The 13,169-nt window shown below is 53.0% G+C and carries 14 protein-coding genes; 9 read left to right on the top strand and 5 right to left on the bottom strand.

The features are described 5' to 3' along the window. Positions 1-85: 85 nt before the first annotated feature. Positions 86-532, bottom strand: a complete 447-nt coding sequence (locus tag ABFZ83_RS12315; protein WP_411816850.1) for a hypothetical protein — start codon at positions 530-532, stop codon at positions 86-88. A 9-nt stretch (positions 533-541) separates the two neighbouring features. Continuing rightward, positions 542-1,825, bottom strand: coding sequence for a hypothetical protein (locus ABFZ83_RS12310; protein ID WP_411816849.1), 1,284 nt, complete (start codon positions 1,823-1,825; stop codon positions 542-544). A 256-nt stretch (positions 1,826-2,081) separates the two neighbouring features. On the opposite strand from ABFZ83_RS12310, the gene ABFZ83_RS12305 reads away from it, so the two are divergent. Then, a complete protein-coding gene (locus tag ABFZ83_RS12305; RefSeq protein ID WP_411816848.1) occupies positions 2,082-2,216 on the top strand; it encodes a hypothetical protein in 135 nt (44 codons plus the stop codon). A gap of 4 nt (positions 2,217-2,220) precedes the next feature. Here the strand turns inward: ABFZ83_RS12305 and ABFZ83_RS12300 are convergent, their stop codons facing one another. Beyond that, positions 2,221-3,654 (bottom strand): protein adenylyltransferase SelO, encoded by a 1,434-nt coding sequence (locus tag ABFZ83_RS12300; RefSeq protein ID WP_411816847.1) that lies wholly within the window; start codon positions 3,652-3,654, stop codon positions 2,221-2,223. Between the two features lie 116 nt (positions 3,655-3,770). On the opposite strand from ABFZ83_RS12300, the gene ABFZ83_RS12295 reads away from it, so the two are divergent. Continuing rightward, positions 3,771-5,003 carry a threonine ammonia-lyase gene (locus tag ABFZ83_RS12295; protein WP_411816846.1) on the top strand — a complete coding sequence of 411 codons (1,233 nt, stop codon included), beginning with the start codon at positions 3,771-3,773 and terminating at the stop codon, positions 5,001-5,003. Here ABFZ83_RS12295 and ABFZ83_RS12290 read toward each other — a convergent pair. Then, entirely contained in the window at positions 5,000-5,383 is a 384-nt protein-coding gene (locus tag ABFZ83_RS12290; RefSeq protein ID WP_411816845.1) for a hypothetical protein, read from the bottom strand. The two genes, ABFZ83_RS12295 and ABFZ83_RS12290, sit on opposite strands and share 4 nt — an antisense overlap. Before the next feature lie 181 nt (positions 5,384-5,564). On the opposite strand from ABFZ83_RS12290, the gene ABFZ83_RS12285 reads away from it, so the two are divergent. The 3 genes from ABFZ83_RS12285 to ABFZ83_RS12275 are packed head-to-tail and all read left to right on the top strand — an operon-like array spanning position 5,565 to position 8,174. Next, on the top strand, positions 5,565-7,061 hold the full coding sequence (locus ABFZ83_RS12285; RefSeq protein WP_411816844.1) for an NfeD family protein: 1,497 nt from the start codon (positions 5,565-5,567) through the stop codon (positions 7,059-7,061). 9 nt (positions 7,062-7,070) lie between these two features. After that, positions 7,071-7,382, top strand: coding sequence for an NfeD family protein (locus ABFZ83_RS12280; protein ID WP_411816843.1), 312 nt, complete (start codon positions 7,071-7,073; stop codon positions 7,380-7,382). A 39-nt stretch (positions 7,383-7,421) separates the two neighbouring features. Further along, the gene (locus tag ABFZ83_RS12275; protein ID WP_411816842.1) at positions 7,422-8,174 is read left to right on the top strand and encodes a slipin family protein; all 753 of its coding nucleotides are present in this window, start codon (positions 7,422-7,424) and stop codon (positions 8,172-8,174) included. Positions 8,175-8,189: 15 nt separating this feature from the next. Here the strand turns inward: ABFZ83_RS12275 and ABFZ83_RS12270 are convergent, their stop codons facing one another. Then, positions 8,190-9,461, bottom strand: coding sequence for an adenosylmethionine--8-amino-7-oxononanoate transaminase (locus ABFZ83_RS12270; protein ID WP_411816841.1), 1,272 nt, complete (start codon positions 9,459-9,461; stop codon positions 8,190-8,192). A gap of 64 nt (positions 9,462-9,525) precedes the next feature. Here ABFZ83_RS12270 and ABFZ83_RS12265 point away from each other — a divergent pair, with 64 nt between their 5' ends. The 4 genes from ABFZ83_RS12265 (at position 9,526) to ABFZ83_RS12250 (ending at position 13,165) form a co-directional block, all read left to right on the top strand. Continuing rightward, on the top strand, positions 9,526-10,689 hold the full coding sequence (locus ABFZ83_RS12265) for an aminotransferase class I/II-fold pyridoxal phosphate-dependent enzyme (protein WP_411818834.1): 1,164 nt from the start codon (positions 9,526-9,528) through the stop codon (positions 10,687-10,689). Further along, a complete protein-coding gene (gene bioD, locus ABFZ83_RS12260) occupies positions 10,686-11,369 on the top strand; it encodes a dethiobiotin synthase (protein ID WP_411816840.1) in 684 nt (227 codons plus the stop codon). The genes ABFZ83_RS12265 and bioD overlap by 4 nt, the downstream gene beginning before the upstream one ends. Beyond that, positions 11,366-11,629 carry a sulfurtransferase TusA family protein gene (locus ABFZ83_RS12255; RefSeq protein ID WP_411816839.1) on the top strand — a complete coding sequence of 88 codons (264 nt, stop codon included), beginning with the start codon at positions 11,366-11,368 and terminating at the stop codon, positions 11,627-11,629. Before bioD ends, ABFZ83_RS12255 begins: the two co-directional genes overlap by 4 nt. A gap of 228 nt (positions 11,630-11,857) precedes the next feature. After that, complete coding sequence (locus tag ABFZ83_RS12250; RefSeq protein ID WP_411816838.1) at positions 11,858-13,165, top strand: peptidoglycan-binding protein; 1,308 nt, start codon at positions 11,858-11,860, stop codon at positions 13,163-13,165. The last annotated feature ends 4 nt before the right edge of the window (positions 13,166-13,169 follow it).

Genomic DNA, 13,169 nt, shown 5'->3' with positions numbered 1-13,169 from the left:
TTGATGAAATAGGGAGATGGCAGGCCCGCTTGCCAGCTTCAAGCAGCGACGAGCCTTTTGGCGGCGATAAGTTCGAAATTCGCGATTAAAAGAACCCGAAGCGCTTCTTTTTCTTGTATTTCTTATACGCTGCCTTCCCTTCGCTCGACGCGAAATAGGCACCATAATCGATATCAGGGCGCTCTACCCGCATCGCCGTCGCCCGAAGACCACGGATCAGATCATCGCCGGAAGCGGAAAACGCAGTCGCAGCCACGAAATCTTCGGCCTCAGACGGGATTGCACCGGGCTTGGGGGTGTAGCGTTTTTTCTTCTTGCTGCCGAACAGTTTCTCTTTCTCGGCAAGACTTTCACGCAATGCAGAAAACGCGGCCTCGGCGGGCGCACTGAAATTTTCTGGCAGAAAGTTTTCGTCGGTCGCCGCATAGTCGCTGCGGTGGGGCACAAGAATATTATCAACGCCGCGACCTGTCAGATGGCGGGTTGTGGTTCCTGAAAAACCTGACCAAATCTGTTTTAGCCTGTCACTCATTACGCGCTCCTATAGATCCGGTTTCTCGCGGTGCCATTCAAGACCGCCATTCCGTGTAATGACGGCAACATCAATAGGGCCGCCAACGGTTTCGACAGAATGCATCACTTTTTGCTGGAATGAATTCAATTTAATCAGGGACGCCGCTGTTTCACCCAACTCTTTTTTGGGGAGCGAATTGATTGCCCGCAAAATTGGCCGCGTATGAACTGCATACTGATAATTATCGATGGACCGGAAAAACTCGTTCAAGGCAACGCCGAGATTGTTCTCGCTATAATCGCGGAATATTGCGTTGCGCTGCGCATCCGATAAGTTCGGTGTTCGCCCGACGATATCCGAAACCAGCCCCATCGAGAGCTTGAGCGTTTCAGAATAAACAAACATCCGAAGATACTGGTCCATCCCAGTCAGGAAGGTGCGGATCATCCGGTCTTGTGCGAAGGGTTGAAAAACCGGCCCGGAGTCTGCGCCGATATCGGCTTGCCGATCTCGCTTACGTTTTAAAATTCCGAGAATGACACTCGACGCGAGATAAGACCGCATCGACGGGAATTTCTCTCTCGCCCCAAACCCCGCAAAAACAACGCCCGTATAATGTTCGAAGAACGCATCTTTCACGACAGCATGAACAGCGATTTCCCGAAGGCGCGCCCGGGTATCATCGGAGATAACCAGCCCCGGATATTCGTTTTTCAACGACCCCTGCAAGCTGCCGATCAGTTGGTCAATTTCATTCCCATAGCGACGGCGGATCTGTTCGGACATTCCCTTCGGGAAACAGGGCAATTCACTGCGCGGACTATCATCCGGACACCGCATATAATCGGTGTGCATTTGCCCGACAACAAATTCAAAAATCGCAGATATATGATCGCGCACATTGCCCTGGCGCGATTCCGCGAACTGCCGAACTTGATGGTCAAATTCCTCAGCCAGCACCGTAAACACAACCGCGACGACTTTAAAAAATTCGGTATCCTGATGTTCTGCGGGAAACAGGTCCGGATTGCCGGAGAGAAACTCCATGAAGTCTTCGGCATAATCGGCAACCGTATCAAGCGAGCGTCCGCCCGCTTGTTCGCGATAGAGCGAGATTACGGTTTCCCACGGCGTCGACATAATTTCAGCATTATTATAAATCATCACCGCGACCGGTTGATTATCAACCAGCGGGAACACTTTATCGACAGACTGATAGGTTTTTAGATAGCGATCACCGGAAATAGTAACCGCACTATCTGCCGCCATTGCCACTGCTTGACGGTTCATCAACACGACTTCGGATGTCATCGACCCCTCACGACTTCCCCTGACAACCCCTCGCCTACCACCCTCCCCAACGATGGGATGGCACGGGGGCCCGTAACCAGATGTTAACGGTAAAAATCACGCTTGGAAACAAGACAACTGGCCGGAAATGACCCGCAGCCCTGAAAATCCGCGATTTTTGAGGTTACCAGCCGTTAGCCATTGACCCGAAAAAATTGGGCAAAATTTTCATAAACTTGCCCGAGACTATGCGTAATCGAGAAGGGAGAGCTTGATTATGCCGATATTAGCGTTTGAGACTTTCAGTCTGGTCGAATGGGTCATTATGGGCTTTATCGGCACAAATATGGCAGTTGCGGGCCTTTATGTTATCGAGCGAAGCGTCAAACACCTCGACAACCGCAAGAAATAATCGCCTAGCCATAAGACGAGGCCTCGAACCCATAAGCCTCGCGCATTGACCCGATTGCTGAAATTTTCTGCTCCAGGCGGGACCAGTCATCAGATTCCGCAATCGGTGCCCAGATCGCTTCAACTTCATCAATCAACATCGTTGTCGGCGATCCGGCAAAATATTCATGGTCAAGACGCTCAGGCCGATCCGGATCATAACTTGTAAGCGCGATCCCCAAATCTTTGAATTTATCCTGAACGTAAAGCTCCGCGATCGGGCTGCGTTCTGGGCGCTTTCGCGATGCGGCACCGCAGAACCAGTCAAAGAAAACCTGTTCATAGGGCGCGCCAGTTTCGTTCAACCAGCGCAGGAAATTGGCAACAAAGCTGAAATCATTATCGCCCGTTCGCAGCAATCCTAACCGCGCAAAAAATGCGTCGGCCATCGCGGCTTCATAATTCGGCGGATAGGTTTGTAGCGCTTCATTTAGCGCATCAATATCAGTAACGCGTGATAACGCACCGCCCAATTGCGCAAGGTTCCACGCACATGCCTCACCCTGACGGCCAAAGGAATAAAGCCCTGTCCTATCGAAATAAGCGGCGGTAAAAGAAGGGTCTGCGGTTGGAATAAAACGCCAGGGCCCATAGTCAAAACTCTCGCCGGTTATGTTCATATTATCCGTATTCAGAACACCATGAACAAAACCCGCCGCCATCCATTGCGCCGTTAGTTTCGCCGTGTTGGCAATGACCGCTTTGAAAAATTCGACGATCCGCTCATCACCCGCTGTCGACGAAAGATGCGGATAAAAATGGGTCACGCAATAATCAACAAGCGCCCTGACTGCGTCATAATTCTCTTCATAGGCAAGGCGCTGGAAACTGCCGAAACGAATATGCGAATGTGAAAGCCGAACCATCACCGCCGAACGGGTTGGCGAAGGTTCATCATCGCGCATTAAGGCTTCACCGGTCTCGATCAGGCTAAATGTCTTTGAGGTATAAACCCCGAGCGCCTCTAGCATTTCGGTCGCCAGAATTTCTCGCACACCGCCCTTCAGCGTTAAGCGGCCATCGCCTGCCCGAGAATAGGGGGTCTGGCCTGACCCTTTTGTCCCTAGGTCTAGGAGCCGCCCGTGGTCATCTCTCAATTGCGCAAAAAGAAACCCGCGCCCGTCGCCAAGATCGGGGTTGTAAGAACGGAATTGATGGCCGTGATAGCGCATCGCCACCGGCCCGGATTGATTGTCCGGCAGCGGCGAAAACCGGCCGAAATGGGATAGCCAAGCCTTTTCACTGAGATCGCCTAGCCCGACCCGCTCGGCCCAGCGCTGGTTGCGATAGCGCAGTATTGTCTCGGGAAAATCGGCAGCCGTGACCGGATCGTAGAAAGGCGCGCCATTTTTATCGCCAAGACGAACAAAAACTGGATCGGGATGATAATTTTCAACCAAAAAACTAGACCTCAATGAACATTTGCGCCAAATGGGCAGTGTTGCTGCGCTGCGATAGATCGAGGGCAGCAACGCCCTTTAGCCTTGAATATGGCCACTTAGATACGGATAGAACAATGAAACCGCAAATATTGCCTGCCGCCCTTCCTACCGCTGATGACGTACGCGCTGCTGCGCCACGCATCGCAGGACGGATTACGCGCACGCCAATTATTCACGCGGAAAAACTGTCCGCGATGACCGGTGCCGATATCTGGCTGAAACTTGAAAACCTGCAATATACCGGTGCCTTCAAAGAACGGGGCGCGCTCAACAAGCTCCTATTACTTTCCGACGACGAACGTGCGCGCGGCGTTATTGCCGCGTCGGCGGGTAACCACGCCCAGGGCCTGGCCCGTCACGCCCGCGCTTTGGGAATTCCTGCGACCATCGTGATGCCGATCACGACGCCGGATGTGAAAGTACGCCAAACGCGCGAGCTTGGCGCAGAAGTCGTCCTTGTCGGGAATGATTTCGACGAAGCGAAACTGGCCGCGGCGAAAATTCAAGATGAACGTAGTCTTACCTTCGTCCATCCATTTGATGACCCTGAAGTGATCGCCGGACAGGGAACCATCGCCATTGAGATGTTAGAAGATGGTCCTAAATTCGACGCGATGATCGTTCCGATTGGCGGCGGCGGATTGATTGCCGGCATGGCACTCGCCGTGAAAGACAAAAGCCCTGAAACAGAAATGATCGGTGTACAGACCGCTCTGTTTCCGTCAATGTTAAATACGCGCGACGGCGGCGAGCGCCCGACCGGCGGCAACACATTGGCCGAAGGCATCGCTGTGAAAGAAGCCGGCATGTTGACCCGCGAGATTGTGGCGCAAAGCATTGACGATATTGTGTTGGTCGATGAACGGATTCTCGAACGCGCCCTGTCTATATTGATGAATGAGCAAAAAGTTCTCGTGGAAGGTGCCGGTGCCGCAGGGCTCGCGACCATTCTCGATGATCCAGCAAGGTTCGCCGGCAAGACAGTCGGGCTTGTTCTTTGTGGCGGCAACATCGATGCGCGACTCCTATCGATGATCCTGATGCGCGATCTCGCACGGTCAGGCCGGTTGGCGCGCTTGCGCATCCAGCTTTTGGATATGCCGGGACAACTCGTCCGTGTCGCAACAATTATCGCCAATCAGGATGGCAATTTGATTGATGTCGGCCACCACCGAACCTATTCAGATTTGCCTGCGAAAATGACCTGCATGGACGTCACGGTCGACACGCAGGGCCGCGAGCATCTGAACCGGATTATCGATAATCTGCGTAAAGAAGGCTACGAAGTCGAAATCGCAGCCTATTAAATCAATCTCTCGGATCGCCGCATGCGCATTGCGCCATAGAGCGTAAGCCATGCGGGGATCTGAATACCCACAAGATTTACCAGCGCCACAAGATCGAGGGCGAAATCGCGACCGGTCCACATCCATGCGTGATAGATCGCGTGGAGCGCAGGCCAGACGCTCGCGAATAACAACAGGTTGGCATTGCGCGGTCGCGCGCCCCAAATAATCCCGATTGCTGTTACGATATAGACTAGGCCAACATCGCGTACAAAGTGCGTATTATACGGTCCAAGCATCGATACACCGGGGGTATTTTCATACCAGACAAAGGGGGCAACCAGCATATACAATCCATGAAGCAAATAGATTGCAGCAATGATTTGAACGATCTGCCGCATTCGTTCCTCCTCAACTGGGAACGAGGCCTATTCTTCAGACATTCTGGCCCCTGATATTTGAGGGTTACAGTGGTTTGATTAAACCGGTCAAAGCTTTGATTTCACATCTTGCTTCAATCTCCCGTTGATTCCCGCCAATTCACCTCTATCTTAAAGGGAGGGCATCACGAGGGGTGAGGACATGATGGCTAAACAAATAAGACTTCAGTTTCTGACCGGGCTTCTTGTTCTGGGTGCGGTATTGTTTGGCCTTTCTGCAATTGCGCAACCCGCCCCAAGCGATGACCGATCCGGCGTTATTCTAACCCTTGATGGTGCGGTCACACCGCCCGTTGCCCAATATCTCGCACGAGAAATCAAAGCGGCATCGGATACGGGCAAAGAAATTGTCATTCTCGAAATAGATACGCCTGGCGGCCTGATGGATTCCATGAAAACCATCATCAAAGCCATCTTGGCCTCTGACACACCCGTTGCGACCTATGTATCACCACAGGGCGCACGTTCAGCCAGCGCCGGGCTTTACATCATGTATTCGGCCCATGTGTCCGCAATGGCACCGGCGACCAATACCGGGGCTGCAACCCCGGTTGAAGTGGGCGGCGCGCCATCGGATGAAAACCCCTTTGAAGACGCAACCCCAACAGAAGAAGAACCGAGCGAGGATAGCGACCAAACAGAAACACAAGAAAGCCAATCCAAAGCGGAAAGCGAAGAAACCGACAGCGCCAACGAACCCGAACCTTCTGCACCCCTATCAACGCCAGATGCACTTCGTGCCAAGATTATAAATGACTCCGTTGCTTATATTCGCGCGCTGGCAGAGGAACGGGGCCGTAATGCAGATTGGGCCGAAAGTGCCGTCCGCGATGCAGTTTCGATTACAGCAAATGAAGCATTGGAATTGAATGTCATTGATATTGTTGCCGATGACATTGATGATCTTTTGGCGCAAATGAACGGCACCACAGTCAAAGTGGCTTCGGGCGAGAAAACATTGTCTACGGAGAATGTGAAGCTTGAACGAATAGAACCGACCTTAGCGGAACGCATTCTAAGCTTTATTGCCGATCCAAATGTTGCTGTTATTTTGATGTCGCTGGCCACGACCGGCATCATCATCGAAATGTGGAACCCCGGTTCGATCTTCCCCGGTGCGGTGGGCATCACTTGCTTGCTGCTGGGCTTTTATGCCTTTCAGGTTCTTCCTTATAACGGGCTTGGCCTCGCATTGATTGGCATAGGCGCTGTCTTCATGGCGGTCGAAGCCTATACGCCCACATTCGGGCTCATAGGATTGGCAGGTCTATTGTTGTTTGGCTTCGGTCTTTACGTCGTCTTTCCCGATGGGTTCCGAGTCTCGACACCGGTGATTGGCACAATCCTCGCCGCAGCCGGCGGTTTTCTAGCCCTTGTTCTTTTTGCGATAGTCGGTTCACGCAGCCATGGCCCGATGATCGGCGCAGAAGCCATTCGCCGCCGCGAGGGCATCGTGGATGAATGGGACGGCCGTGAGGGATGGGTCATTGTTGAGGGTGAGCGCTGGCGGGCCCGATCCGACAAGCCGCTATCCCCCGGCGACAAGGTGCGTGTGATAGAGATTGAAGGCCTCGTTTTGGTGGTGAAACAAGCAAAGTCCAGTGGGTTTTTAAGTGGATTGCAACCCAAAGAGGCTTAAATCCGGATCATGGAAACTATTTACATGCCCTCCAATCCGGCGGTGTTTATTGGTGTAACCTTTTTGATCGGTTTTGCCCTTGTTGCCATCGCAAAAGTGTACGGCCTATTTTTCATGGGTTGGAAAACGCCATTTCGGCTGGGCGATGAGATGAATGTTGATCATGCCGAAGTGGTCGAATGGGAAAATGGCAAGGGCTTCGTTTCGGCAGGCGGCGAATTATGGAGCGCGAATTCTGCGGATGACCTTGCCCCTGGTGACGCGGTAACCGTTACTTCGGTGAATGGCCTAAAGTTACAAGTAAAGAAGAAACCCGCCTGACGCACAAACGTGTATCGGCGCTAATCAAAGGAAAAGCCTATGTTTGGCGGTATTGGATATTTCCTCCCCTTCCTGCTGGTTGCCCTGTTTTTGGCAACCAACATAATCAAAATTCTCAGGGAATATGAGAAGGGCGTTATCTTCACGCTTGGTCGAGTTGGTAATAAAGCCTCGGGTCCGGGGCTTATCCTTCTTGTTCCGATTATCCAGCAAATGCGCAAAGTCGATATGCGGACCTTGGTGCATGATGTTCCGACCCAGGACGTTATCTCCCAAGACAACGTTTCCGTTAAAGTCAATGCGGTGATCTATTATCGCGTTGTTGACGCCGTGCGCGCAGTTGTTCAGGTCGAAAACTATATGGCGGCAACAAGCCAATTAGCGCAAACGACCCTGCGCTCGGTTCTCGGTAAGCACGACCTCGACGAGATGCTGCAAGAGCGGGACAAGCTGAACAAAGACATCCAGGCGATCCTTGATAACCAGACCGAAGCATGGGGTATCAAAGTTTCGAATGTTGAGATCAAACATGTTGATGTTGATCCTTCCATGATCCGCGCCATTGCCCGTCAGGCCGAAGCCGAACGGGAGCGACGGTCGAAGATCATTCTTGCGGAAGGTGAACATCAAGCAGCGGCAAAGCTTTCCGAAGCCGCAGAGATCCTTGCAACATCACCGGGCGCAATGGAGCTTCGTTATCTTAACTCGCTCCAAGACATTGCGGGCGACCGAACCAACACAATTGTCTTTCCCTTCTCCATGAAAGACATTGCTGATCAATTCAGAAAATAATTCGTACAAATATCGTTATGATGGCGCGCCCAACCGGCGCGCCATTTCGTTTACGCCCTCAATCAGCTTATTGAGGTCGGACATCTCAATCGTAAGTGACGGCGTCAAATAGATCACGCGTCCCAATGGCCGGACGAATAACCCCATTTCAATAAAATCGGCTCGCGCTTGGTCGACACTGAAATCTTGCGCCAGCTCCACCGCCCCCATCGCACCAAGTATGCGGACATCAGCGACGCCCGGCTCGTTTTTAAGGCCTGAAAGCCCTTTTCGTAGCGCCGTTTCTATCGCTTGCGCCTGCTCTAACCGCGGTTCGGTTTCAAATAAATCAAGCGATGCGTTCGCCGCTGCACAGCCGAGCGCATGACCACAAAAGGTTGGCCCATGCATCAATGCTTTTGCCGCATCGTCGTCATGAAATTCAGCATAAACTTTTTCGCTCGCAATTGTTGCGGCGAGCGGGGCGACACCGCCCGTCAATGCTTTGCCCAAGGTCATGATATCCGGCACAACACCCGCTTTTTCACTGGCAAACATAGCGGCCGTGCGACCGAACCCTGTAAATATTTCATCGAACACAAGCAAAACACCATGCGCGTCACATAATGCGCGAAGCCGTTTCAACGTCGCACCATCATGAACGCGCATGCCGCCCGCCCCTTGCAATAGCGGCTCAACAAGAACCGCGGCTATGTCCTTATGCGTCGATAAAAGCTGATCCAATGCGGACGCGGCGTCTTCGTCGATTGGCAAATCCACTACATGCTGCGCCGAAACCGCACCTGCAAACAGGCTATGCATCCCTTCCTCAGGGTCGCAAACAGACATGGTGGCAAAAGTGTCGCCGTGATAGCCGCCTTTGAAAGAAACAAATTTATTCCGCTTTTCGCCGGTTTTGTTTCGCCAATATTGCATGGCGATTTTCATTGCCACTTCGACCGCAACAGACCCGGACTCGGTGAAGAAAACACGTGAAAGATCACCGGGGGTCATTGCCGCTAGACGTTTTGCCAACCGGTAGGGTTGTTCATGCGCCAATCCGCCGAGCATCACATGTGGCATTTTCGAAAGCTGGTCACGCACCGCATTGAGGATATGCGGATGATTGTAACCATGAGCCGCCGTCCACCAGCTGGCAACGCCATCGATCAATTGCCGCCCATCACCCATTTTGATGTGAACACCACTCGTCCCAACCGCGGCGGCGGGGCGCGGAGCCGTTTTCATCTGCGCATAGGGCAACCAGATATGGTCAAGTCCTTCGGAAAGCCAATTGGGTTCAGTCATTTTTGCTACGGTCCCCTTGAGAGCGCTTGCGGATGCCTAGATGAGTGGAGTACCTACACCGGCCATGACCCAAATCAACCATTCCCCAGATCCGGCCAATAGTAATCTTGCAAAATCGGTCTCAGCCTTTGCGGAAGCAAAACTCGAAACGCTTTCTGAAAAAGGCCTGCGCCGGGTGTTGAAACCAACCAATCGCTATGAGGGTCTAACGGTAAAGCGTGCGGGCCGAGATCTGATTTCCTTTAGTGATAATGACTATCTGGGCCTAAGCACCGATCCGCGTGTTATTGACGCCGGTGTGCAGGCGGCGCAGCGCTATGGCGCAGGGGCCGGGGCTTCGCGCCTGGTTACCGGAGAAAACCCGCTTAATGAAGAAGTAGAAACACGACTAAGCCGTTTGAAGGGCTGCGAAGCCGCCTTGCTGTTTGGATCGGGCTATCTCGCCAATATTGGAACCATCCCGGCCCTTGTGGGCAGAGGCGATGTTATTTTGCTGGATGAGCTTGTTCATTCCTGCATTCATTCGGGCGCGCGGTTATCCGGCGCGACCATCAAGGTTTTCCGGCACAATGATATCGACCATGCCCGATCAATCTTGAAAGAAATCGCTCCAGACCAGAGAACGCTATTAATAACGGAAACAATTTTCTCGATGGATGGCGATGCCGCTCCGTTAAAAGAATTATTTGCGCTTTGTACGGAGCATGATGCATGGCTCATGACCGATGATGCGCATGGCCTTGGCATTGCGAAACAGGTAAACCCTGCGCCAATTCAAATGGGTACCCTATCAAAAGCGGCGGGCGTCTATGGCGGTTACGTTTGCGGGCCAAAAGCGCTGATCGCGCTATTGCATAGCCGTGCCCGCAGCTTCGTTTATACGACCGGCCTTCCGCCCTTTGTTTTGGGTGCTGTTAATGCTTCGCTGAAGATCATAGAGGATGAAAAAAGCTTGGGCGAAAAGGCATTAGCGAACGCAAAGTTGTTCTGCGCCATGATGGACCTACCCGTCCCGGAAAGCACCATCGTTCCTATCATTATTGGCGCTGCTGATGACGCAATGGCGTTCTCAGCGCGCCTCGAAGAAGACGGGTTTCTCGTGACCGCCATTCGGCCACCCACAGTTCCCGAGGGTACGGCCCGTTTGCGGATTGCATTTTCCGCGCGCCACCGCGAAGACGATATTGCACGCCTCGCAGCTTCGATAAAAAAGGCACAGGAAAAATGACCAGTCGCATATTTGTCACCGCCACGGGAACCGAGATCGGCAAGACCTATCTTAGCGCGGCGATCGTCACCGCAGCGCGCAAGATAGATCATTCCGTACACGCCCTGAAACCATTGATGAGCGGCTTCGCGCCGGGTGCCTATGGAGCGTCGGATGCCGGAATTCTTCTTTCGGCGTTAGGGGAAAAAGTTACACCTGAAACGGTATCAGATATTTGCCTGCACGCTTTTCCGCCGCCACTCGCGCCAAATGTGGCCGCACGCCAATTGGGCGTAGAGATCGACGACGAGGAGCTGCTGGATTTTTGTCGGCGGGGGCTTAAGACCGATGCCGATTTGATTTTGGTTGAGGGCGCGGGCGGCGTTCTTTCGCCGGCGACCGATGACATACTTCAAGCCGATTTAATTGCCGCGCTCGATCTTCCGGCCATATTGGTCACAACAAATTATCTTGGCGCAGTCAGCCATACATTGACAGCGCTCGAGTCGCTTGAGCGTCGCCAGATCCCAGTTGCCGCGATAGTGGTGTCACAACCGACCCCTGAGGCGGCAGCGCCAACAAGCTTGATCGACGAACTTTTGCGCTTGCGACCCGAAATCGCCACCGTCGCCGCCCCCTTCGGCATTGACCCGAACCAGCTTGGTGATGACGTTCTCAGCGTGCTGAATCCGAAAAAATGACACAACCCACTGATAAAATTGAGGAATTGGACACAACGGGCTATCGCTGCCCAGTACCCGTGATCCGTGCCGAAGCTGCCCTGAGGAAGCTAAGTGACGGATTTTCCTTGAAAATCCTTGCTGACGACCCGCTCGCCGCGATCGATATCCCGCATTTTTGCAAGGAGGCCGGTCACAAAGTCGTTCGCCTCGAAAATGAAGGCACCGATGATCGGCCGATTAGCGTCTTTCTGGTCACGCCCGAAGGCAAACCTACGTAAATGCGCGATGCGTCCATAAAATTTTGGTGACACGCCTAAAAATCGCCATCGACTGCCCTTTTGCTTTCACTATCGGTAAGGTTAATGTAGAGCCACGCGCCAATGCGTGCTTTAATAGACGGGTTGGTGGGCACATCGGGGGATGGTTCATTCCCTTTGGTGGGCTGGTTCGGATGAATCGCGTCAGGTGGCGCGCATTCGGAGAGACTGTTGAGGGGAAGCGGGGATATGAAAAGAGATCCAATCAAGCTGGCCGGTAAAGCGCGCCGTCTGCTTGGCGGCATGGCCGCAGCATCGGTATTGGCCATAGCGGCGATGACGCCAGCGCATGCCACCTATGAATCCGGCCTTGAGGCTTATAAGAACGGCCAGTATTCACAGGCGCTCGATACATGGCGCCGGTTCGCGGTGGCTGGCGATATTCGCTCCAAGAAAATTCTCGGTGATGTTTATTCGGGCGCACCACTCGAAGCGGCGTCATCTGCGACCGCACCGCTAGAAGCCATTCCGGTCGACAATGTGCAATCATTGATGTGGTACACATTGGCCGCTTATCATGATTTCTCCGCATACCAACAACCAACGGCGGAAGAGGTCAACGCACAGATCCTCGCTGAACAGCGGTTGACCGATATTCGTTTCCGGATGAGCTCTGGCGACGTGAAAAAGGCGGAAGGCCTTGTAGCGCAGACTTTTGAAGCCGGTAGCGCTTATGATCTCTACCGTTTGGGCGACATGTATCAAAAGGGTGCCGGCGTCTCCAAAGACAACACAAAAGCTTTAAAGATGTACGCCCTCGCGAAAGAGCGCGGCGTTGGCGAAGCGAGTGCCGCCTACGAGGTTCTTGAACCTTTAATGAACCCGAAAGAAATCAAAGTCGCACTTGAAAAAGCTGCGGACTGGCAACCACCACTGCCGCCAGAGCACACGGGCAAAACCCGTCAGCAAGAAGAACTTGAGCGTCTCAAGAAAGAGCTTGAAGAAATTAAAATGGCCGATGCGCTTGAAGCGGTTTCGGACATTGATGTTGAGCTTATTCAACGTGCACTGAACGCGCTTGGGTTACGGGCAGGTACGGTGGACAACAAACTTGGTCCATCAACACGCGCTGCGATCCGCCGCTTCCAATATTCGACTGTGGCACGCGATACCTCGATGACCGAAGACGAAAAACAATCGGTGGTCACCGGCGTATTGACGCCGCGCCAGACCGTTGAACTCTTTGCAGACGCCGCCAGAGCCAATCACCCGATGTCACAATATGTCTATGGCATCATGTTCGTCCGCGGCATTGGTGTTGAACAGGATGGTCAGCTCGCAGCAAAATGGCTTGAATCTGCGGCTGAACAAAATCTGGCAATCGCGCATTATGCACTTGGCGTGGTTTATCGGGACGGCACAACCGGCCTCAATGAAATCACTCCGGATGAACGGAAATCTGCCTATCATTTAGCGCGGGCTTCGGCGCTCGGTTATAAGCCGGCAAATGACGCCTTGCGTCGCCTAAGCTTCGAATACACTCGTGATGTTCAGTAGGGGG

The organism is Hyphococcus formosus (assembly GCF_046736345.1).
Lineage (GTDB): Bacteria > Pseudomonadota > Alphaproteobacteria > Caulobacterales > Parvularculaceae > Hyphococcus > Hyphococcus formosus.
The sequence above is the reverse complement of the archived record's forward strand: the minus strand, read 5'-3'. Positions and strand labels throughout refer to the sequence as shown.